Here is a 19,897-nt window from a genome sequence, read left to right as displayed (position 1 = left end):
CCGCGGTGGTGGCTTCCCCGTCTAGCGCTCCGATCGTTTGCCGGGCGCTCTGGGGTGCTGGACGGGGAAGCCACCACCGCAACGCAAGCAACAACGCAACCGGCGGCCGCTCTGAGCAACAGGCGTGCCATCTACCTGAGAGTGGCGGGGGTGGAGCGCTTCTTCGGGAGTGTCGGGGTCTGGGGCGGAGCCCCAGGAATCCCGAACCGCCAGGTTCGGCGCCCGCTACGCCACTTGAGCGAAGTTCGTCGGCAACCGGCCCAACTCCGCCCCCAGCCCTGGCCCCACCCCCCGATCTTGATCACGCTTCCGGGACATGGCAGCCGATCCCTTCGCCCGCCTGGCCGACCGCCAGCTCTCCCTGCGCACCGCCCTGCGCACACTCCAGGCGACCCACCCCGGCAGCCCCGACTTCCCCGCCCTCCTCGCCGACACCGACCGCGAGGTCCAAGCGGTGGTGCAGGCCCGCAGGGACGTGGAGGCGGCCAGGCTCACCACCCCGAACCGCGCCATCGCCGCCGCCACCGCGGTCGCCGCCCTCACGGTCGTCATCGGCTGGTTCGACGCGTGGTCGCTGGTCTCGGTCGTGCTCGCGATGGCGGTGGCCGCCGCGGTTCTCGTCGACCCGACCGGCACGAAGCTGTGGGAGCCGCGGGCGAGGACCGTCGCCATCACCGCCACACTCGTGGCCGTGTTGTTCACGCCGCTCGTCAGCGGGTGGGCGGCGCTGGTGGTGGTGGCCGGTGGTGTGTGGTGGGCGTGGAGGACGTTGCGATGAACATCGATCCGGTCAAGGCGCTCGATGACAGGGTCGAGCGCCTCAAGAGAGATCTCAACGCTCTCACGACGCGGTTGGACGACGTGGAGAACACGGCGGGGCAACAACAACTCAGCGCCACGAACCAGATTCGTGACAACAACCGCAAGCTGACCAAGACCAATGACCGGGTCACCGAGCTCGCGGAGAGCGTGCACCGGCTCGAACGGTTGCTGGTTGCGCTCAACCGGAAGGTGCGGGCAGGGGAGACGCAGAAGGCCGACTTCGACACCTGGCCCGAGATCGAGCGGGAGACGGTCGAGAAGATCCTCAAGGGGCAGGAAGCCTATGCGCGCAGGACTTTCACGCCGCAGGAGGCGCAGGACGTGCGCAAGGCCATTGCGAAGTACGACGACCGGTTGAAGGACGCGATCGATGCCGCCGAGGGGTTGACGAACCTGCCGGCGAACGCGGAAGCGTTGTGGCGCAGGAAGTACGCGGACTGGCAGCGGTTCAGGGAGCTCGGGCAGCGGCCGCAGGCGCCGGACGAGGGGCACGGCGAGGACGCCTCGGCCAAGACGCGTGGCAACGAGGCGGTCGCGGAGGCGCGCGGGCGGATTCGCGCGCGCATCGAGGACGCGGTCGCGCGGGATCTGTTGTTCCCGGCGTGGTTCGAGAACATGCTGGGGCCCGCCGCGCCCCCTGGGCGGGCGGACGATTGGCTGTATACGGCAACAGATGTGGTGTTGTACCGGGTTCTGCACGGCATCGACAGTCCCGCGGACGCGCTCGGTCCGGCGCCCCAGGAGCAGGGGCACCGCAGGACGTTGCACGAGCGGCTGGTCGTCGAGTGCGCGGGGTACCGGAAGGCGTGACAGAGCTCGGGCAGGGCGCCTCTGCCCGAGCAACTCACATCAGGCCAGCTCCAGGCTGAACCGCTGTTGCACGTCGTCGACCATCAGCACCTTCACCTGCACGGTCGAACCGACCTCTGCCTGCTGACCGTGCAGCAGGCCGTGTGCTCCGGCGGGGTGCTCGACGAACGAGCCGAACGGGACGGTCGAGACGACCTTCCCGGAGAAGACATCACCAACGTTGGGAAGCATTGCGCATCACCTCCTCTCCCAAGCGCAGATCCCCGGAACAGAGGAACGCGCGGGACCGGAGGGGCCCTGATCAAGTCAGGGCCGGGCAACCGTTCCGCTCACGGCACAAGGCCGACCCGGCAGTCATACCGGGAACAGTAGCCACCTCAGGCCGTTGTCCGCAACGGAACTTAGACTTCCGCACATGCTGGAGACGTCCGCACGGCTGTTGAAGCTCCTTTCGCTGCTGCAGGTGCGGCGCGACTGGACCGGCCCCGAGCTCGCCGACCGGCTCGGCGTGGACGTGCGCACGATCCGGCGTGACGTGGACAAGCTGCGCAGCCTCGGGTACCCGGTCACGTCGCTGCCCGGCGCCACGGGCGGGTACCGGCTGGGGGCCGGGGCCGAGCTGCCGCCGCTGTTGCTGGACGACGACGAGGCGGTGGCCGTCGCGGTGGGACTGAGGACCGCGGCGAACGGCACGGTCGCGGGCATCGAGGAGACGTCGGTGCGCGCGCTCACCAAGCTCGAACAGATCCTGCCGAGCCGGCTCAGAAGGCGTGTCCAGGCGTTGCAGGCCCACACCACTCCCCTGACCGCGGGCGGGCCGACGGTCGACGCCGAGACGCTCACGATCATCGCCGCCGCCTGCCGCGACCACCAGCAGCTCCGGTTCACCTACGCCTCCACGCACGGTGAGCCGGCGAAGCGGCTCGTCGAACCGCAGGGGCTCGTGCACACCGGGCGCAGGTGGTACCTGGTCGCGTGGGACGTGTCCAAACAGGACTGGCGGACGTTCAGGGTCGACCGCATCACGGGCGAACCGGGGCTCGCCGCGCGGTTCACGCCGCGCGAACCACCGACGCCGGAGCTCGGCGAGTTCGTGTCCCGCCAGGTCGCGTCGAGCGTCTACACCTACCAGGCCGTGCTCACGGTGCACGCACCCGTGCACGCGGTCGCCGAACGCTCCTCCCCCACCGCGGTCTCGCTGGAAGCGGTCGACGACGACACCTGCCTGGTGCGCACGGGAGCCGAGTCGCTCGACCGGATGGTGTTCTACCTGCTGTACCTCGGTTTCGAGTTCGAGGTGCACGAACCGCCCGAGCTCAGGGACCACATCGGAACGCTCATCGAACGCATGCGCAACGCGATTGGAGTGCAGGCGTGACGGTCACGACCGACTTCGCCACCGCGGCGGAGGAGTTCCGGCGCGAGCTGCTCGCGCACTGCTACCGGATGCTCGGCTCGCTGCACGACGCCGAGGACCTGGTGCAGGAGACGTACCTGCGGGCGTGGAAGGCGTACGGGCAGTTCGAGGGCCGGTCGTCGGTGCGCACGTGGCTGTACCGGATCGCCACGAACGCCTGCCTCACCGCGCTCGAGGGCCGCACGCGCAGGCCGTTGCCGTTCGGGCTCGGTGCGCAGGGGGCCGCGCAGGACGACCCGCTCACCCAGGACCACGAGGTGCCGTGGCTGGAGCCGTTCCCGACCGACCCGGCGGCGATCGTGGCGGAACGGGAGAGCACGCGGCTCGCGTTCGTCGCCGCGCTGCAGCACGTGCCGCCGCGGCAACGCGCGGTGCTGATCCTGCGCGACGTGCTCAAGCTCAGCGCCGCCGAGACCGCGGACCAGCTGGACATGACGGTCGCGGCGGTCAACAGCGCCCTGCAACGGGCCCACGCGCAGCTCACGGACCTCAGCGAGGACCAGGTCACCGAGCCGCAGGACGCCAAGGAGCTGCTGGACCGCTGGGTGCGGGCGTTCGTGGCCAAGGACATCCCGGCGATCGTCGCGATGTTCAGCGAGGACGTCGTCTGGGAGATGCCGCCGTACCCGCAGTGGTACCACGGCCCGGACATGGTGGCGTGGCACCTGGCGAACCAGTGCCCCGCGGTGCCGGGCAAGGCGCGCATGATCGCGACCGAGGCGAACGGCCAGCCCGCCTACGGCCTCTACCTGGAGGGCGAGGACGGCGTGTACCGGCCGTTCAACCTCCAGGTGCTGGAGGCGGCCGACCGGATCACGCGCGTCTCGTCGTTCTTCGACCTCAGTCTGTTCCCGCGGTTCGGGCTGCCCGCGACCGCATGAACTCGGACCGGTCCAGCGGGCGGTTCGCCACCCGCATGTCACCGATCCAGCCGTGCAGCGACTTCTCCACGACGCGGTTGTACGCGTAGGCACCGACGAGCCACGGGTCACCGGCGGTCGAGATGCCGCGCGCGGGCGTCGAGGGGTTGCGCAGCAACGGTGACCCGTCGACGTACAGGGTCGTGTGCACGCCGTCGTTGACGACCGCGATGTGCCACCACGTCTCGTAGTCCATCTCGTGGCCCCAGTTGGTGGAGATGCCCGGCAGGTTGCGCGGGAACACCGCCCACTGCAGCTGGCCGCCACCGGCGACGTTCAGCGTGGCGATCGGCTCGCTCGGGTCGTCACCGGTCTTGCCGGCCGCCGAACCGGGCGCGAGCTTGGTGAACAGGCCGCACCACGGGTGGTTGAAACCGCTGGGCAGCTTGAGGAACAGCTCGACGGTGTAGCCGCGCTCGAACGTCTGCCGGTTGAGCGGAGCGGACTCCACAGTGGACAGGTAGCCGTTCTTGCCGAAGAACAACGAGTGGTGCGACGGCGCGAACCGGTGGTGGTCCTCGGAAGCGGCCAGCAGACCGGTCTGGACGAGGTCGTTGCCGTTGCCGGACAGGTCCTTCAGGCCCTCGCCGAGCCGCCAGTACGCGACCGTGCCCTTCACCAGCACGTCGCGGACGGGCTGCGGCGCGAGCAGCACCGGCGGGTCGAACCGGGCGAAGCGCTGCTCGAAGTCGATCGGCACGCTGAACCGGTCGGCCGGGCCGGTCAGCTCGATCTCCCCGCGCTCCAACGGGTTCAGCGACCTCTTGCCGAGCAGCCACGGCGACAGCGTGCGCACGTCGATCGTCTTGCGGTCGAGGTCGAAGTGGTACAGGCGGATCATCGCGCCGCCGCCGTAGTAGCGGTCCTGGTAGTTCGTGATGTGCACGTGCACCTCGTTGCCGGCCGAGTTGCGCATCGTCGCCCGCGCCGGCGGCCAGAAGTGCCCGTTCAACGTCAGGAAGACCTGGTCGTTGTCCTTGATCAGCTCGTCCCACAGCCGGCGGCCGTAGTCGGACATCGCGGCCGTGCCGTCACCGCCGTCGTAGGCGAGCTCGTGCGTGGTGAGGACGACCGGCAGCTTCGGGTGCTTCGCCAGCACCGAGCGCGCCCAGTCGAACCCCTTGGCGGACATGCGCCAGTCCAGCGCCAGGACCAGCCACTCCTTCCCGGCCGCGCGGAACACGTGGAACGTGTTGTAGCCGTCCGCGCTGGCACCGCGGAACGTCGGCGAGTGCCGGAACCGCTGCGGCCCGAACCTGTCCAGGTACGGCGTGCGACCTCGCTGGTCGTCCTTGCGCGAGTCCGGCACGTCGTGGTTGCCTGCGAGCACGCTGTAGCCGACCCGGCGCCGGTCGAGGACCTCGAACCGCTCGCTGATGTCGTCGATCTCGCTCTTCTGCGCGTTCTCGACCAGGTCGCCGAGGTGGCTGATGAAGACGATGTTCTCGGACCTCTGGTGGTCGACCAGGTACTGCAGGGTCGCCTTCAACGGAGCCGAGTCGCCGCGGTCCATGTCGAACATGTACTGCGTGTCCGGGATCACCGCGAGCGTGAACCGCCGCGCCTCCGGATCGGGGCGACCAGAGCCGACAACGTTGTCAGCGACTGCGGAACCGGGTGTGACCAGCGCGGCAGCGGCGGCGGTCGCGCCGGTGCCGATCAAGAAACTGCGGCGGGACGAGGTCATGGCGCGGACTGTAGGTGCGCTTGACCAACGTCAGGAGAACAGCGGGCGAAACCTGGTCTTCCGCCGATCGGACCACTGGATAGCATCGCGAACCATGGGCTGGGGGATAGCGGTTGCCGGGGTCGTCGTCGCGCTGGGCGGCCTCTTACAAGGGTTGATCGGGTTCGGGCTGGCGCTGGTCGCCGTGCCGTTGATCGCGTTGCTCGATCCGACATTGCTGCCCGTGCCGGTGCTCATGGTCGCCGCCGCGCACGCGTCGATGTCGCTCGCGCGGGAGTTCGGGCACGTGGACTGGCGCGGGGTCGGCTGGGCGATGGCCGGGCGGCTGCCGGGCACGGTCGTGGGCGTGCTGGTCGTCGACGCGCTCGACCCGAAGGGGTTCGGGCTGGTGGTCGGCGGCTCGGTGCTGGCGTGCGTGCTGCTGTCGATCACGACGTGGCGGCCGTCGCCGAGGCCGAAGTCGCTGGTCACGGCCGGGTTCGCGAGCGGGTCGTTCGGCACGGCCACCTCGGTGGGCGGGCCGATGGTCGCACTGCTCTACCAGAACCAGGCGGGCCCGCAGGTCAGGGCGACGCTGGCGGCGTTCTTCGTGCTCGGCTCCGGCGCGTCGATCATCGCGCTGGTGAGCGCCGGGCAGGTGACCGCGCACCAGCTGTGGGCCGGGGTCGTGCTGATCCCGTTCCTGGTCGCCGGGTTCCTGCTCTCCGGGCCGTTGCGCAAGCGGGTCGACGCGGGCGGGATCCGCACGCCGATGCTCGTCGTCGCCGGGCTGAGCTCGGTGGTGCTGATCGTGCGGAGCGTGCTGTCGTGATCTGGTTCGCGGCCGCGACGGCGGTCTTCCTGTACTTCACCCGGCCCGCGTGGGTGACGTTCGTGCTCGCCGGGCTCGCGACGATCGCGGTGCAACCGGCCGGTCCCGGCTGGATCGGGGCGACCCACGCCGGCCTTGCCCCCGACCTGGCCTCGCCGCGGCTGGTGATCGCCGCCGGGCTCGTCGCGTGGGCGATCCGGCACCGGAGCTGGCGGATGGGCGCGGCCGCCGTCGTGTTCGGCGCGCTCGTGCTGTTCACCGACCGGGCGTTCATCCCGGCGCTGCTGCTCTTCACCGCCGCGGCGCTCGCAGCCGCGCCGCGCAGACCGCTGTACTCCGGCGGGATCGCGGTCCTGGCGGTCGCGCTCGGGCTGACCTTCCTGGGCGTGCTCCCCGGTCATCAGGTGGTCGACGCCATGCCGGAGGTGGTCTGGATCGCGTTCGGGGTGGCGGTGCTGCTCGTGGCCGTGGCGCCGAGGCCCGCGTGGGTGGCGCTCGCGATCGCCGGTTTCGGCTCACTGGCGGCGTACACGATGACGCTCAGCCCGATGTTCCTCATCAACCCGTGCACCCTGCCCGGAGCCGTGTGCGGCAGTGCACCCGGCTGGTACTCCGCGGAGGAACGCCCGGCGCAGGCGGTCAGCACCGACAGAGGCGCCGGGATCGGCGGCCTCGGCTACTCCTACGACGACATGCTGACGTACACGCCGGTGTGGTTCGTCGTGGCGGCTGTGCTGGTCTGGGCGATCCGGCGGCACAGCTGGCGGGTCGCCGTCGCCGCGGTGGTGTTCGGCGCCGTGCTGTGGGCCGCTCCCGAGTACGCGGCGATCCCGGTGTTCGCCGCGGCGGCCGCGGCACTCGGGCCGCGCCGGGACCCGTTCTACCTGGCGGGCATCGGGGTGCTGGCACTCGCGCTGACCGACCGGCAGGAGCAGTGGACGCTGCTGCTGGTCACGATCATCGCGATCGCGACCGGGCTCGCGCTGGGGATCTGGGCCTATCTGAGCAAGAACGGCCTCAACGGGGCCATCGCCGTGGTCGCTCTGGCGGTGGCCCCGCTGACGCCGTTCCTCACTGCGGGAGTGCTGCTGGCAGCGCCTGCGCTCAGAAGGGCTGCACGTTGGGGTGGTACACCGAACCGTTCACCGGCGCCGTGAGGTCGACCAGGTACCTGGTCACCGCGGCGTCCGCACCGGCCGAGTCACCCAGGATGCAGTGGCCGAACGCGTCGACGCTGATCAGTCGCGCGTTGCCCAGCTGCTTCGCCATCCGGCGGGCGAACTCGTACTGCGTGGCCGGGTCGTAGTAGTTGCCCACCACGACGATCGGGTTCTTGGTCTTGCGGTTCCACGGGCCGATCCAGCGGTCCGGGTTGCGCGTCGGCCACGTCGGGCAGGTCAGCGCGTCCGAGGCCGCCTGGTAGCGGCCGAACGTGGGCGACTCCCTCTCCCACTTGGCCGCGGTCGACGCCCAGTTGCGGGTCGTCTTCGCGAACGGCTTGTCGATGCAGTTGACCGCGTAGTACGAGTCGTCGCTCGTGTACGGGGTCTCCGGCAGGCCGCGCACGTCGGCCAGGCCGCCGTTGTTGTTCAGCACCGGAACGTCCACAACGGACTGGACGCTCATGGTCTGCGCGGCGTCCGTCGCGGCGGCCGGGTTCTGCGCCGCGTGGATCGACTGCAGCCACGTGGCGAGCGCCTTGAACGTGGTGGGGTTGTACAGGTTGCTCGCGGTGCGGCCGACGACGTCGGTCAGCGTCACCTGCGTGCCGCCCGGCAGCGTCGTCGGGCCCTTGCGCAGGGTCTCGCGGATGCCGTCGAACTTCTTGCGGGCGTTGCCGGCGAACGCGCACTTCTCCACGCCGACGGTGTCGCAGCGCTTGAGGAAGCCGTCGAGGGCGATCTCGAAGCCCTTGGCGCGCTGGCGGTCGTACTCCGCGCCGTTGGTCAGGCGCAGCTGCGGGTCGACGTTGCCGTCGAGCACGAGCGCGCGCGACTTCTGCGGGAAGATGTTCGCGTAGGTGGCGCCGAGCAGCGTGCCGTAGGAGAAGCCGACGTAGGTCAGCTGCTGGTCACCGACGGACTCGCGCAGCATGTCGAGGTCACGGGCGACGGCCTCGGTCGACATGTGGTTGAGCAGCGGACCGGCGTTGATCTTGCAGTAGTCCGTGTAGGCCTTGGACTGCCGGATCGAGCTGGCGATCTCGTCCTTGGTCGTCGGCAGGGCGTACCAGCCCTCGTTGACCGCGTCGGCCTCCTCCTGGGTGCGGAAGCAGCGCAGCGGGGCGCTGCGGCCGACACCGCGCGGGTCGAAGCCGATGAGGTCGAACTTCTCGAGGACCTCCGGCGTGAAGAAGCTCGCGCCGAACGCGCCGTAGATGAGGCCGGCGCCACCGGGGCCGCCGGGGTTGATGAAGAGCGATCCGATCTTCTTGGCCGGGTCGGTCGCCGGCCGCTTCATCATGATGATGCCCGTCGTGTCACCGCGCGGACGCGAGTGGTCGACGGGCACTTCCTGGATGGCACAGCTGACCCTGGTGCGTTCGGCGACCGGGATCGAAGCGAGCACATCCGCCGCGCACGGCCCCCAAGCGGCGGGTCTGACTGCGGCGGCGCCGGTCTGGGCGGAGGCGGTGCTCGCGCCCAGACCGGAGGCGATGGTGCCGAGCGCGAGCGCCGAGGCGAGCGCCGCGCGGGTGGCACGGGTTGCAAGGGAAGACGTCACCGGTGCAGCCCATCACTGCGGGCGCACCGTTTGTACCCGCCTATCGGAGGGTTGTGTCCTCATTCGGCCTGGGCCAGGGAGACGGCGAAGCGGTCCTCCGCATCGGTCCACCAGCGGCGCAACGCGAACCCGGCGTCCTCCAGCTCCTGCCGCACGCCCTCCTGGCGGAACTTCGCCGACACCTCGGTGCGCAGCTCCTCGCCCTCGGCGAACTCCACCGTGAGACCGAGGTCCGCGATCCTCACCGTCATGGCCCGTGTGGCCCGCAGGCGCATCTCGATCCATTCCCGCTCGGGGTTCCACAACGCCACGTGCTCGAACGCGGCGACGTCGAAGTCCGCGTGGAGCTCGCGGTTGAGCACGTTCAGCACGTTGCGGTTGAACGCCGCGGTCACGCCCTGCGCGTCGTCGTAGGCGCGCACCAGCGTCTCGCGGTCCTTCACCAGGTCCGTGCCGAGCAGCAGCCACTCCCCCGGCTCCAGCACGTCGCGGACCGTGCGCAGGAACTTCTCCCGCTCCTCGGGGATGAGGTTGCCGATCGTGCCGCCCAGGAACGCGACCACCCGCGGCGGCTCGCCCGGCAGCAGGCCCAGGTGCTGGGTGAAGTCGCCGACCACGCCGTGCACCTGCAGACCGGGGTAGTCGGCCATGATCGCGTGCGCGGCCTCGGTGAGCGCGGAGACGGAGACGTCCTGCGGCACGAACTGCGTGAGCGTGCCGTGCTCGCGCAACGCGCTGAGCAGCAGCCGGGTCTTCTCCGACGAACCGGAACCCAGCTCCACCAGTGAGCCCGCGTCCGTGGTCGCCGCGATCTCGGCCGCGCGCTCGGCGAGCACCTCGCGTTCGGCCCTGGTCGGGTAGTACTCGGGCAGGCGGGTGATGTCCTCGAACAACGCGCTGCCCGCCGCGTCGTAGAACCACTTCGGAGACAGCCACTTCGGCTCCGCGGTCAGTCCTGCGCGCACGTCCGCGCGCAGGGCGTGCGCGGCGTCCTCGGGCCCCAGGTGAACGTCCAGCACCGGCTCGGTCATGCGGGTCGAACCTCCACAGTGGATGGATCGGCGATGACGACGTGGTGGTCGGGGATCTCCCGCCACGCCGGGTCGCCGTCGAGCGGTTCGGAGGCGACGGTGACGCTCTCCTCGTCCTGGTGCACCCACAGCGAGTGGGTCCACGTCGTGCCGACGATGACCGAACCGTCGGTCATCAGGAAGTTGAGGCGCGACGCGGGTGCGACGGCCACCACCTCCTTGGTCAGTTCAACGAGCACGTCGGCGGGATTCTTCCCGGTCTCCAGCCTGCGCCTGACCAACGTCCACAGCAGAGCGGAGTCGGTCAGCGCGTCCATGGTGAGCAGGTCGGTCACGGGAAGGGTCTTCGCGAGCTCGGCCACGGACTCCGGCCACTCGGAGACACGGCCGTTGTGGCTGAACAGCCACGTGCCGTCGGTGAAGGGCGCGCACGCCCCGTCCACCACCGGCATGCCGGTCGTCGCGGACCTCACCGCGGCGAGGAACGCCGTGGACAGCGTCGTCCTGGCCAGCTGGCGCAGGTTCGCGTCGGCCCAGATCGCCCCCGCACGGCGGTACCGGACCGGCCCGGGGAACCAGCCCACGCCGTACCCGTCGACGTTGATCGTGCCGCCACCGTGCATCTGCTGCGGCGCGAAAGCCTGCCGCTCCAACGAGTCGGGCGCGTCGAAGAGCACGTCGTCCAGGGGTTCGGCGGGGCCGAGGTAAGCCACATGGCGGCACATCGCCTAGGCGTCCCTGGCGCAGCGGAAACCGGCGAAGATCTGCCTCCTGATCGGGTAGTCCCAGTTGCGGAACGTCGAGCGGATCGCCGAGGAGTCGGTGCCGAACGAACCGCCGCGCAGCACCTTGTAGTCGGGTCCGAAGAAGACCTTCGAGTACTCGGGGTAAGGGAAGACCTCGAAGCCCGGGTAGCCGTGGAAGTCCGTTGAGGTCCACTCCCAGACGTCACCGATCAGCTGGTGCACGCCGTACGCGGACGCACCGGCCGGGTAGGCGCCCGCCGGTGCCGGGCGGAGGTGGCGCTGACCGAGGTTGGCGTGCTCCTCGCGCGGCTCCTCCTCGCCCCACGGGTACCGGCGGCTGGTGCCGGTCGCCGGGTCGTGCCGCGCGGCCTTCTCCCACTCGGCCTCGGTCGGCAGCCGCTTGCCCGCCCACGTCGCGTAGGCCTGGGCCTCGTGGAAGCACACGTGCACAACGGGTTCGTCCGGCACGATCGGCTCGGTCACGCCGAACGCGGTGCGGCTGAAGCTCGTTCCCTCACGGTGCCAGAACCGCGGTCCGGTGAGCTTGCCGTGCGTGCGGTGCATCCAGCCCTCGTCCGTCCACAACCGACGGTCGCGGTACCCGCCGGCCAGGACGAACTCGGCGTACTCGGCGTTGGTGACCGGGGTGGTGTCGATGAAGAAGGGGTCCACGTGGACGGTGTGCGCCGGGCGTTCGTTGTCCAGCGCCCACGGTTCGTCCGAGGTGCCCATCTCGAACGGTCCACCGGGGACGAACACCTCCGTCCGGGCGATCAGCGTCCCGGCGGGCGGCGGCGGTGCGTGCAGGACGGGTTCGCCGGTGCGCAGCTGGTGGGTGGCGAGCATCGTCTCGTCGTGCTGCTGCTCGTGCTGCACGATCATGCCGAACGCGAAGGCGTTCTCCACGAGCCTGCGGCCCTCCAGCGGAACCTTCTCCAGCACGTCGAACACCTTGCCGCGCACGTCACCGACGTACTGGCGGGCCTCGACGGGGTTGAGCAGCGGCAACTCGGGCCGGACGCTGCGGCCGTACTTGAACGCGTCGTAGAACTCGTCGATGTCGCTGCGCACCGGTTCCCGGCCACCGACGTCGCGGACGAGCCAGAGCTCCTCCTGGTTGCCGATGTGCGCCAGGTCCCAGACCAGCGGCGACATGAGTTTGGAGTGTTGCCGCACGAGGTCGTGCTCGTCGACGGCGTCGGTCAAGGCGGTGGAACGCGCGCGCGAACGCAGAAGCTCTTCTGCCACGCGCTCGCGGAGATCGCCACCATTGTTCTGGCTGGTCACAGCTTCCCCTCAAGCTCCTGGCCGATGGCGCTGATCTGGTCGTCGGAGAGACCGGTGCGGTGCAACGCGTCGATGCCGAGGGCGACGACGTCCTTCGCCGCCCTGGCGATGCGTTCGTCCGCCATCCCGTACCGGGCGGCGGCGAGCCACCGCCCGGAGGCCCGTTCCGTCGCCGCCAGCACACCGTCCACAACGGACTTGTCGCTGAACAGCGCGACGAGCAGCGCACTCGGCGCGATCCAGCCGCCCGGCGGCGGCGTGTCGAGGTAGCGGATCTCGATGTACCCGCGCGGCCGCACCGGCGGGAACATCAACGACATGTGGTAGTCGAGGTCGTCACTCGTGGGGCTCCGGTCGAGCGCCCCGCCGATCCAGTCGGCGAAGGTGAGACGTCTGGGCGGGATCCAGTTCGGACCCGGTCCACGAACGACGATGACGGGCGTGTCGACGACCCGTCGCGCGTAGGCCTGGGCCGGATCGGCGCACACAGCACTCGGTCTGGTGCGCACGGGATCCGTGCCGTACAGGGTCCGCATCCGGGCCGACGCCCAGTTCTGCCGCTGTCCGCCCAGTCCCGGCGAGTTCGCGAACAGCGCGACCATCACCGGCCCGAGCTGGTGCACGGCGGCCCACCGCGATTCGAGGTCCTGTTCCTCGCCGAAGTCGAGGCACACCTGCAGCCCGGCGGTGCTGCACATCATCGAGATGCCGTCCTGGCCGAGCCGGCCGAACTCGTGCTCCATCGCGGCGTACCGCGGCACTCTGAGCATCCGGCTGGGCGTCCGGTGCGCGTCGGCACCCTGGTCGCCGAGCACGAGTCCCTGGTCCGCGAGCAGCGCGGTGAGCTCGGTGAGGTCCGATTCGACGGTGGTGAAGAGTGTGGGGAGGGAGGTGCAGGGAGGTGTGGAGATCTCGACCTGCCCACCCGGTTCGACGGTCAGCGGCGTGCCGCTGGGAAGCGGCCTCTGCGGGCTGTCCGGAACCAGTGTCGGCGGCGCGTGCACTCCGAGCGCCGCAGCCAGCCTTCGGTGGTCCAGTGGTGCTGCCGGGTCTTCGGCGTGGTGGACCGTGAACTCCAGCTCCACGCCGAACAGTTTCGGAGGCCCGTGCTTGAAGCAGACCGAGGCGACGTAAGCCTCGGCCTCGGCGCGGTCAGCAAACCTGACCGGCGCCGGTTGGTCACGCAGCGCAGTCTTCACCACACACTCCCCGTGATCGCGTAGCCCAATCGACGCTACACGCGGGTGTTGCGGCTCGCACGCTCTCGCAGGCGTGCAAATCCTTACAGATCAAGGACGTGGCCTGCGTGCACGCGTGTGCACAGCGGGTTTGACGGGGAGGTGTATCGAGTTGCCCGATTCGTTCACGTTCACGCCACCGCCCCGTCGCCGCCGGCTGTTCAGTCGGTGATCGCGCGCGAGGAGAGCCGGGAACCGCCCTCGTACACGATGTCGATGTGCATGATGCGGTCGTTGCCCGCCGTGCCGTCCTTGTCGGTGGACGTGCTCAGCCAGATGTCGCCTTCCTTGTCCACCTCCACCGTGCGCAGGCGGCCGTAGCTGCCCTGGAAGTAGATCTGCTGGTCGACGAGGTTGCCGCTCGCGTCGATGCGCATGCGGTAGATGCGCTGGCCGACGGTCGTGGCCACGAAGACGTGGTCGTTGATGATGGTCAGGCCCGAGGGTGAGGCCTGGGAGGTGGACCAGGTCTTCTTGGGCGGGACGGTGCCGGCGCAGTTGCCGGTGGTGCCCTCGCACGGCTCCCAGCCGTAGTTGCCGCCCTTGGTGATCAGGTTGACCTCGTCCTGCCGCGAGTTGCCGAACTCCGAGGCCCACAGGCGGCCCTGCGAGTCGAAGTCGAGGCCCTGGACGTTGCGGTGGCCGTAGCTCCAGATCGCCTTGCCGGGGAACGGGTTGTCGGCCGGGATGGAGCCGTCCGGGTGGACGCGCAGGATCTTGCCGGCGTTGGTGTTGAGGTTCTGGGCGTTGTTGCCGTTCTGGGCGTCGCCGGTGGAGATGAACAGGTACCGGCCGTCCGGACTGAACCGCAGGCGGCCGCCGTTGTGGTAGCGGTTCTTCGGCACACCGTCGAGCAACGTGGTCCAGTTCGCCAGCCGCGTGCCGTCGAACGTGGCCCTGACCAGGCGGTTTCCGCCGCTGTAGGTGTGGTAGACGTAGATGAACCGGTCGGTGGCCCAGGTCGGCGAGACCTCGATGCCGAGCGCACCGCCCTCACCGCCGGTGCCCTGAGCGCCGGGGACCTTGCCGAGCACGGTCTTGGTGCCGGACTCGGTGACGCGCAGGACGTTGAACGTCTCCCGCTCGGTCACCAGCGCGGAGCCGTCGGGGAGGAACGCGGTGCCCCAGGCGACGTCGACGCCGCCGACGACCTGCTTCACGGTGCCGGGGTTCGGGATGCCGGTGCCGCCGCCCTGGCCGGGGCGCACGGCGATCTCGTTCGAGAACGGCGAGAGGTTGCCCGCCGCGTCCTTGGCGCGCACCTTGACCCGGTACTCCTGGCCGCCCACCAGGCCCGCGATGGTCGACGAGGTGGCGGTGCCGTCCGCGGTCTGCTTCAGGGCGCCGTCGACGTGGACCTCGTAGCCGGTGACCGCCACGTTGTCGGTGGAGGCGGTCCAGGCGACCGTCACGCTGGTCGTGGTGGTTCCGGTGGACCGCAGGCTCCCCGGCGTGGTCGGCGCCTGGCCGTCCGGCGGGGCCGGCCGGGTGCGGCCGGGGACGTTGTTCGAGGCCTGCGAGACGTTGCCCGCGGCGTCCTTCGCGAACACGGTCCAGTCGTACTCGGTGTCCGCGCGCAGGCCGGTCGCGGTGGCCGTCAGGACGTTGCCGACGCTCGTGACGAGCTGGCCGTGCTGGTAGACGTCGTAGCCCACCACCCCCACGTTGTCCGTGGCGGCCTCCCACCTCAGCGACACGGAGTTGTGGGTGGAGGACACGAACCGCAGGTCGCGCGGCGGGGTCGGGGCCTCGTTGTCGGGCGGGCCGGCGAGCACCGCCGTCAGCTTGTCGGCGTTCGGGCCGCCGTTCGCGGTCGTCGCGGTCGCGCGGATCTTGTTCGGGCCCGCCTTCAACGTGACGCGCGCGGTGCGGGTCTGCCACGTCGTCCACGCACCGGTGCCGGGGAAGGACACCGCCTGCGCGCCCGTGCCGTCGACGGTCACCGAGACCGGGCGGTCGACCGTCGTGCCGTTGGCGTAGCGGAACGTGAGGTCGTGCTCGCCGCCGGCGTCGGCGTTGATCGTGTACTCGACCGAGGAGCCCACGACGTTGTCGTAGTTGACGAAGCCCGCGCCGGAGAAGCCGGTGTGGTTGGACTCCACGACGCCCTGGGTGATCGTCGCGTTCTCCGCCTCCTGTTCCAGGACGGCCGCGGCGAGTGCGCTCTCTGCTACCGACATCACTGCGACGGCCGTCGCGAACGCGACGCCAGCCGTGCCGAGCGCGCGTAACGCCCGGCCTCTGTTCGGTGCCACTGTTGTGCCTCCCACAAGACGGTCGGGGATCACTCGGAGCGGCGGCGGGACCTATTTCGAATAGAAACTTTCTTGACTGTCGCGCAGATCACACCACCGGTGACCCCTTCAGTCAACCCTTGTTCGGAGCTGCCGGAAAGCGCTTACCTCCGCAGTTCCGGATCCCGGTTCTCCGCCAGCACCGCGATCAGGTCGGTGGCCGTGCGGTTCAGCAGGAGGTCGACCACGTGGACGCTCGGGGAGACGCGCCGCGACCGCCACCCGAGGCGCTCGACGAACGCCGACAGCTTGATGATCTCCTGCGGCTCCATGCCGGTGGAGGATATTGGTGGTGGCAGCCGCGTCCGCGCAGGCCCGGCGGAAGATCCACTCGAAAGGATCACACGGATGGAGCTGTCCAATCCGTACGTACGGATTGGATTTCCCGTCCTGAGCCTGGGACCATCTCCAGGTGCCCAGGGTCAGCCAGGACCACCTAGACGCCCGCCGTCGCCAGATCCTCGACGGTGCGCGCGCGTGCTTCGCCCGCCACGGCTACGAGGGTGCCACGGTACGCCGTCTCGAAGAGGCCACGGGACTGTCCCGCGGTGCGATCTTCCACCACTTCCGCGACAAGGAGTCGCTCTTCCTCGCGCTCGCCGAGGACGACGCGCTGCGGATGGCGGACGTGGTCGCGGAGCAGGGTTTGGTGCAGGTCATGCGCGACCTGCTGGAAGAGCCGGCGAAGCGGGACGAGGAGCACGCCGCCGACTGGCTGGGCACGCGGCTGGAGGTCTCCCGCCGGCTGCGCACCGACCCCGACTTCCGCGCGCGCTGGGCCGAGCGGTCCGAGCAGCTGACGGCCGCGACCCGGCAGCGCCTGCTGCGCCAGCGCGAGGCGGGCAACCTGCGTGACGACGTCGACGTGACGGTTCTGACGAGCTTCTTGGAGCTCGTGCTGGAGGGCCTGGTGTCGCACCTGGCGATGGGGCTGCCTGCCGACGACATGGAGCCGGTACTCGATCTGGTGGAAGAAACCGTGCGCCGCCACCGTCGTAGCTCTTGAAGCTTCTTCACTTAAACCTCAATGTGGACGCATGCCGTCCTCGCTGAAGACCACCGTCCAGTTCTTCGCGCTCCGCTCTCTCGTGCGCGGCTACGCGCTGATCGGTGACCCGTACGCCGGTGTCATGGCGTCGCCGCCGGATCGCGACCCGTACTCGATGTACGAGAAGGTGCGCGCCAAGGGCGACATGGTCCGCAGCAAGATGGGCGCCTACGTCACGCCGTCGCGCGCGTTGTGCGACTCGGTGCTGCGCGACCCGCGGTTCGTCACGGCGACGTTCGACGAGGCGTCGATGATCCCGATCACGCTGGTCAAGGACGGCGAGAAGATCGTGAACCCGGTGCAGGACTCGTTCCTGATGAAGAACCCGCCGGACCACACCCGGCTGCGCAAGCTGGTGCAGCCGTTCTTCACGCCACGCGCGCTGAAGGACCGCACCGCGTCGATCCAGAAGATCGTCACGAGCTACCTCGACCGGCTGGACGACCGGTTCGACGTGGTGGCGGAGTTCGCGTCGCAGGTGCCGATCCAGGTGATCGCGGACCTGCTGGGCGTGCCGGACGACGACAAGGCGCTGTTCGCCCGCTGGGGCTCGTCGCTGGCCGAGACGCTCGACGGCGTGTGGTCGCACAAGCAGCTCAAGAACCTGCACGCCACGATCGTCGAGTACAACGACTTCATCGACGGGCTGATGGACGAGCGGCGGCGCGACCCGAAGGACGACATCGTCAGCCACCTCGTGACGCAGCACGAGGACCTCAGCCGCGAGGACCTGGTCGCCACCACGGGGTTGCTGCTCTTCGCCGGGTTCGAGACGACGGTGAACCTGATCAGCAACGGTGTGCTGAAGGCGTTCGAGAACCCGCACACGGTCGCGCCGCTCGCGCAGAGCCCGGAGTACGCGGAGGGGTTCGTCGAGGAGGTGCTGCGGCTGGACCCGCCGGTGCAGTACACGATCCGCTGGCCGAAGGAACGCCTTGAGCTGGCCGGTGTCTCACTGCCGAAGGGCATGCCGGTGATGCTGCTGCTCGCGGCGGCGAACCGCGATCCTCGGGTGTTCTCCGACCCGCTGAAGTTCGACCCGACGCGGTCCAACGCGCGCGAGCACCTCGCGTTCTCCGCGGGCATCCACTACTGCATCGGCGCGGGCCTGTCGCGCATCGAGGGCGCGGTCGCGTTGCACGAGCTCTTCAAGCGCTTCCCGAACCTAGCGCAGGACGGCCCGATGGCGCGGCGCAGGTCGAAGCTCATCCGCGGCGCGTTGCGACTTCCGGTTCGCGCGAACGAACCCAAACGATCACTGGCGGTGAAGTCGACCTGACGTGGGGCGAAGTTCGCGGAAGCACGTGCCGGACTTCACCTGTCTGGAGCAATGTTCGTGCCCCAATGACACATCTCCGTAGTGCATGCTTGAAAGTGAGAGGGAGACCCGCCGCACCGCCGCCGCGACGGGCCTCCCTCTCGCCTTGTGGGCGGCGCACCCCTATTCGACGCCCGACATCAGCTTCTTGATCACCGGGGCCGACAGCGCCAGCGCGATGCCGAGCACCACGGCCGCGCCACCCAGCGTGAGGAAGTACGCCGACGGGCTCGTCGTGTAGAACTTCACCAGCTGCGCCGCCACACCGGTGCCGGCCGAGGTCGCGAGGAACCACAGGCTCATCGTCTGCGAGGCGAACGCGCGCGGCGCCAGCTTCGTCGTGACCGACAGGCCGACCGGCGACAGCATGAGCTCACCGGCGGTCATGATCAGGAACATCAGCACGAGCCAGAGCGGCGTCACCTTGCCGTCGGCCGCCGAGTTGCTCGCGAAGTACATGAGCACGAACGACAGGCCGACCAGCACGAGCGCACCCGCGAACTTGCGCGGCGTGGACGGCGCGCGGTCCTTGAGCTTCACCCACAGCAGGGCGAACAGCGGCGCCAGCAGGATGATCATGATCGGGTTGATCGACTGGAACCACGCGACCGGGAACTCCCAGCCGAACACGTGGTTGTCGACGTTCGAGTCGGCGAACTCGGCGATGACCGACGCGCTCTGCTCGAAGATCAGCCAGAACATCGCGGCCGCGACGAACAGCGGGATGTAGGCGACGACCCGCGGCTTCTCCTCCGGCAGCGTCTTCTTGCTGCGCAGCATCACGGTGAAGTACGCGATCGGCAGCACGATCGACATGATGCTGATCATCAGGATGACGCCCTCGACGTCGCCCACGACGTAGGCGACGACACCGAACGCGGCGATCGCGACCGAGATGGCGGTGATGAGACCGTAGACGCGGCCCTTCTCGGCGGCGGGCAGTGGGTTCGGCGCCACGGCGGCGGACCCGCGCAGGTGCTTGCGGCCCAGGCGGTACTGGACGAGGCCCAGCGCCATGCCGACCGCGGCGACGGCGAACCCGGCGTGGAAGCCGATGCCGTCCGCGAGCGCGCCGGTGATCAGCGGCGACACGAAGCCACCGATGTTGATCGCCATGTAGAACACCGTGAAGCCGGCGTCGCGGCGGGTGTCGGTCTTGTCGTACAGGCCGCCGACGACGGTCGAGATGTTCGGCTTGAGCAGGCCGGTGCCGAACACGATGAAGATCAGGCCGAGGTACACGCCGGTGATGCCGATCGGCAGCGCCAGCGCGATGTGGCCGCACATGATCAGGACGCCGCCGTAGAACGTGGCGCGCTGGCCACCCCACACGCGGTCGGCGAGCCAGCCGCCGGCGACACCGGACATGTAGACCGCGGTGCCGTAGATGGCGACGACGGACAGCGCCAGGGCCTTGTCGACGCCCAGGCCGCCCTCGGACACGGCTGTCCACAGGTAGAGGCCGAGGATGGCCTTCATCCCGTAGAAGGAGAACCGCTCCCACAGTTCGGTGAAGAAGAGCGTGGACAGGCCTCGGGGATGACCGAAGAATCCTGTGTCCTGCTTGCCGGGGATGCTGGCGCTAGGGGCGCTCACGTCATCGTCCTCTCGTGTCAACGATGTCACGGCGGATCCGGTGCACATTACGCCGAACGCTCGTACGGTTTGCAATCGGGGTTGCGTCCAAGTGGCCCATCTCTCCTGCCGGAGTGCGGGGTTGAGCGGGATTTGATGCACTGCTGGG

The 19,897-nt window shown here is 69.5% G+C and carries 18 protein-coding genes; 8 read left to right on the top strand and 10 right to left on the bottom strand.

Annotated features, from left to right (window positions below; genetic code table 11):
• The first annotated feature begins 316 nt into the window (after positions 1 to 316).
• Positions 317 to 778, top strand: coding sequence for a hypothetical protein (locus BBK82_RS27330; protein WP_065917571.1), 462 nt, complete (start codon positions 317 to 319; stop codon positions 776 to 778).
• Positions 775 to 1,632, top strand: a complete 858-nt coding sequence (locus BBK82_RS52815; RefSeq protein ID WP_218920347.1) for a hypothetical protein — start codon at positions 775 to 777, stop codon at positions 1,630 to 1,632. Before BBK82_RS27330 ends, BBK82_RS52815 begins: the two co-directional genes overlap by 4 nt.
• Before the next feature lie 39 nt (positions 1,633 to 1,671).
• On the opposite strand, the gene BBK82_RS27320 is transcribed toward BBK82_RS52815, so the two are convergent.
• On the bottom strand, positions 1,672 to 1,863 hold the full coding sequence (locus BBK82_RS27320) for a S1 RNA-binding domain-containing protein (RefSeq protein ID WP_065917570.1): 192 nt from the start codon (positions 1,861 to 1,863) through the stop codon (positions 1,672 to 1,674).
• Between the two features lie 184 nt (positions 1,864 to 2,047).
• Here BBK82_RS27320 and BBK82_RS27315 point away from each other — a divergent pair, with 184 nt between their 5' ends.
• Together BBK82_RS27315 and BBK82_RS27310 are read left to right on the top strand one after the other, a co-directional pair.
• Entirely contained in the window at positions 2,048 to 3,010 is a 963-nt protein-coding gene (locus BBK82_RS27315; RefSeq protein WP_065917569.1) for a helix-turn-helix transcriptional regulator, read from the top strand.
• Positions 3,007 to 3,930, top strand: a complete 924-nt coding sequence (locus tag BBK82_RS27310) for a sigma-70 family RNA polymerase sigma factor (protein WP_065917568.1) — start codon at positions 3,007 to 3,009, stop codon at positions 3,928 to 3,930. The genes BBK82_RS27315 and BBK82_RS27310 overlap by 4 nt, the downstream gene beginning before the upstream one ends.
• On the opposite strand, the gene BBK82_RS27305 is transcribed toward BBK82_RS27310, so the two are convergent.
• Entirely contained in the window at positions 3,890 to 5,656 is a 1,767-nt protein-coding gene (locus BBK82_RS27305; protein ID WP_065917567.1) for a LamG-like jellyroll fold domain-containing protein, read from the bottom strand. The two genes, BBK82_RS27310 and BBK82_RS27305, sit on opposite strands and share 41 nt — an antisense overlap.
• A gap of 94 nt (positions 5,657 to 5,750) precedes the next feature.
• Here BBK82_RS27305 and BBK82_RS27300 point away from each other — a divergent pair, with 94 nt between their 5' ends.
• Together BBK82_RS27300 and BBK82_RS27295 are read left to right on the top strand one after the other, a co-directional pair.
• The gene (locus BBK82_RS27300; protein ID WP_154697532.1) at positions 5,751 to 6,467 is read left to right on the top strand and encodes a sulfite exporter TauE/SafE family protein; all 717 of its coding nucleotides are present in this window, start codon (positions 5,751 to 5,753) and stop codon (positions 6,465 to 6,467) included.
• Complete coding sequence (locus BBK82_RS27295; protein ID WP_065917566.1) at positions 6,464 to 7,624, top strand: hypothetical protein; 1,161 nt, start codon at positions 6,464 to 6,466, stop codon at positions 7,622 to 7,624. The genes BBK82_RS27300 and BBK82_RS27295 overlap by 4 nt, the downstream gene beginning before the upstream one ends.
• Here BBK82_RS27295 and BBK82_RS27290 read toward each other — a convergent pair.
• The 7 genes from BBK82_RS27290 to BBK82_RS50600 all read right to left on the bottom strand — a co-directional run bounded on the left by BBK82_RS27290 (position 7,572) and on the right by BBK82_RS50600 (position 16,059).
• Positions 7,572 to 9,191, bottom strand: a complete 1,620-nt coding sequence (locus BBK82_RS27290; RefSeq protein ID WP_065917565.1) for an alpha/beta hydrolase — start codon at positions 9,189 to 9,191, stop codon at positions 7,572 to 7,574. The genes BBK82_RS27295 and BBK82_RS27290 overlap by 53 nt on opposite strands.
• A gap of 59 nt (positions 9,192 to 9,250) precedes the next feature.
• Complete coding sequence (gene egtD, locus BBK82_RS27285; RefSeq protein ID WP_065917564.1) at positions 9,251 to 10,222, bottom strand: L-histidine N(alpha)-methyltransferase; 972 nt, start codon at positions 10,220 to 10,222, stop codon at positions 9,251 to 9,253.
• Positions 10,219 to 10,947, bottom strand: a complete 729-nt coding sequence (gene egtC / locus BBK82_RS27280) for an ergothioneine biosynthesis protein EgtC (RefSeq protein WP_065917563.1) — start codon at positions 10,945 to 10,947, stop codon at positions 10,219 to 10,221. Before egtC ends, egtD begins: the two co-directional genes overlap by 4 nt.
• A gap of 3 nt (positions 10,948 to 10,950) precedes the next feature.
• Positions 10,951 to 12,255 (bottom strand): ergothioneine biosynthesis protein EgtB, encoded by a 1,305-nt coding sequence (gene egtB, locus BBK82_RS27275; protein ID WP_065917562.1) that lies wholly within the window; start codon positions 12,253 to 12,255, stop codon positions 10,951 to 10,953.
• A complete protein-coding gene (locus BBK82_RS27270) occupies positions 12,252 to 13,454 on the bottom strand; it encodes a glutamate-cysteine ligase family protein (RefSeq protein ID WP_237047594.1) in 1,203 nt (400 codons plus the stop codon). Before BBK82_RS27270 ends, egtB begins: the two co-directional genes overlap by 4 nt.
• Before the next feature lie 200 nt (positions 13,455 to 13,654).
• Positions 13,655 to 15,673, bottom strand: a complete 2,019-nt coding sequence (locus BBK82_RS27265) for a PQQ-dependent sugar dehydrogenase (RefSeq protein ID WP_083268879.1) — start codon at positions 15,671 to 15,673, stop codon at positions 13,655 to 13,657.
• Positions 15,674 to 15,891: 218 nt separating this feature from the next.
• Positions 15,892 to 16,059: a hypothetical protein gene (locus BBK82_RS50600; RefSeq protein ID WP_154697531.1), complete on the bottom strand. Its 168-nt coding sequence runs from the start codon at positions 16,057 to 16,059 to the stop codon at positions 15,892 to 15,894.
• 140 nt (positions 16,060 to 16,199) lie between these two features.
• On the opposite strand from BBK82_RS50600, the gene BBK82_RS27260 reads away from it, so the two are divergent.
• Together BBK82_RS27260 and BBK82_RS27255 are read left to right on the top strand one after the other, a co-directional pair.
• The gene (locus tag BBK82_RS27260) at positions 16,200 to 16,793 is read left to right on the top strand and encodes a TetR/AcrR family transcriptional regulator (RefSeq protein WP_065917559.1); all 594 of its coding nucleotides are present in this window, start codon (positions 16,200 to 16,202) and stop codon (positions 16,791 to 16,793) included.
• A 31-nt stretch (positions 16,794 to 16,824) separates the two neighbouring features.
• Positions 16,825 to 18,114, top strand: a complete 1,290-nt coding sequence (locus BBK82_RS27255) for a cytochrome P450 (RefSeq protein WP_065917558.1) — start codon at positions 16,825 to 16,827, stop codon at positions 18,112 to 18,114.
• 162 nt (positions 18,115 to 18,276) lie between these two features.
• Here the strand turns inward: BBK82_RS27255 and BBK82_RS27250 are convergent, their stop codons facing one another.
• Positions 18,277 to 19,749, bottom strand: a complete 1,473-nt coding sequence (locus BBK82_RS27250) for a peptide MFS transporter (RefSeq protein WP_065917557.1) — start codon at positions 19,747 to 19,749, stop codon at positions 18,277 to 18,279.
• Positions 19,750 to 19,897 lie beyond the last annotated feature (148 nt).

Source organism: Lentzea guizhouensis (genome assembly GCF_001701025.1).
In the GTDB taxonomy this organism is placed as follows: Bacteria; Actinomycetota; Actinomycetes; order Mycobacteriales; family Pseudonocardiaceae; genus Lentzea; species Lentzea guizhouensis.
Note: the sequence above shows the minus strand (reverse complement) of the source record. Positions and strands in the feature narration are given on the sequence as shown.

What these genes read in the sequence shown, in the direction of transcription:
- BBK82_RS27330 (WP_065917571.1), top strand. Translation starts at nt 317, where the DNA reads ATGGCAGCCGATCCCTTCGCCCGCCTGGCCGACCGCCAGCTCTCCCTG.
- egtC (WP_065917563.1), bottom strand. Translation starts at nt 10,947, where the DNA reads ATGTGCCGCCATGTGGCTTACCTCGGCCCCGCCGAACCCCTGGACGAC.
- egtD (WP_065917564.1), bottom strand. Translation starts at nt 10,222, where the DNA reads ATGACCGAGCCGGTGCTGGACGTTCACCTGGGGCCCGAGGACGCCGCG.
- BBK82_RS50600 (WP_154697531.1), bottom strand. Translation starts at nt 16,059, where the DNA reads ATGGAGCCGCAGGAGATCATCAAGCTGTCGGCGTTCGTCGAGCGCCTC.
- BBK82_RS27255 (WP_065917558.1), top strand. Translation starts at nt 16,825, where the DNA reads ATGCCGTCCTCGCTGAAGACCACCGTCCAGTTCTTCGCGCTCCGCTCT.
- BBK82_RS27300 (WP_154697532.1), top strand. Translation starts at nt 5,751, where the DNA reads ATGGGCTGGGGGATAGCGGTTGCCGGGGTCGTCGTCGCGCTGGGCGGC.
- BBK82_RS52815 (WP_218920347.1), top strand. Translation starts at nt 775, where the DNA reads ATGAACATCGATCCGGTCAAGGCGCTCGATGACAGGGTCGAGCGCCTC.
- BBK82_RS27265 (WP_083268879.1), bottom strand. Translation starts at nt 15,673, where the DNA reads ATGTCGGTAGCAGAGAGCGCACTCGCCGCGGCCGTCCTGGAACAGGAG.
- BBK82_RS27320 (WP_065917570.1), bottom strand. Translation starts at nt 1,863, where the DNA reads ATGCTTCCCAACGTTGGTGATGTCTTCTCCGGGAAGGTCGTCTCGACC.
- BBK82_RS27315 (WP_065917569.1), top strand. Translation starts at nt 2,048, where the DNA reads ATGCTGGAGACGTCCGCACGGCTGTTGAAGCTCCTTTCGCTGCTGCAG.
- BBK82_RS27305 (WP_065917567.1), bottom strand. Translation starts at nt 5,656, where the DNA reads ATGACCTCGTCCCGCCGCAGTTTCTTGATCGGCACCGGCGCGACCGCC.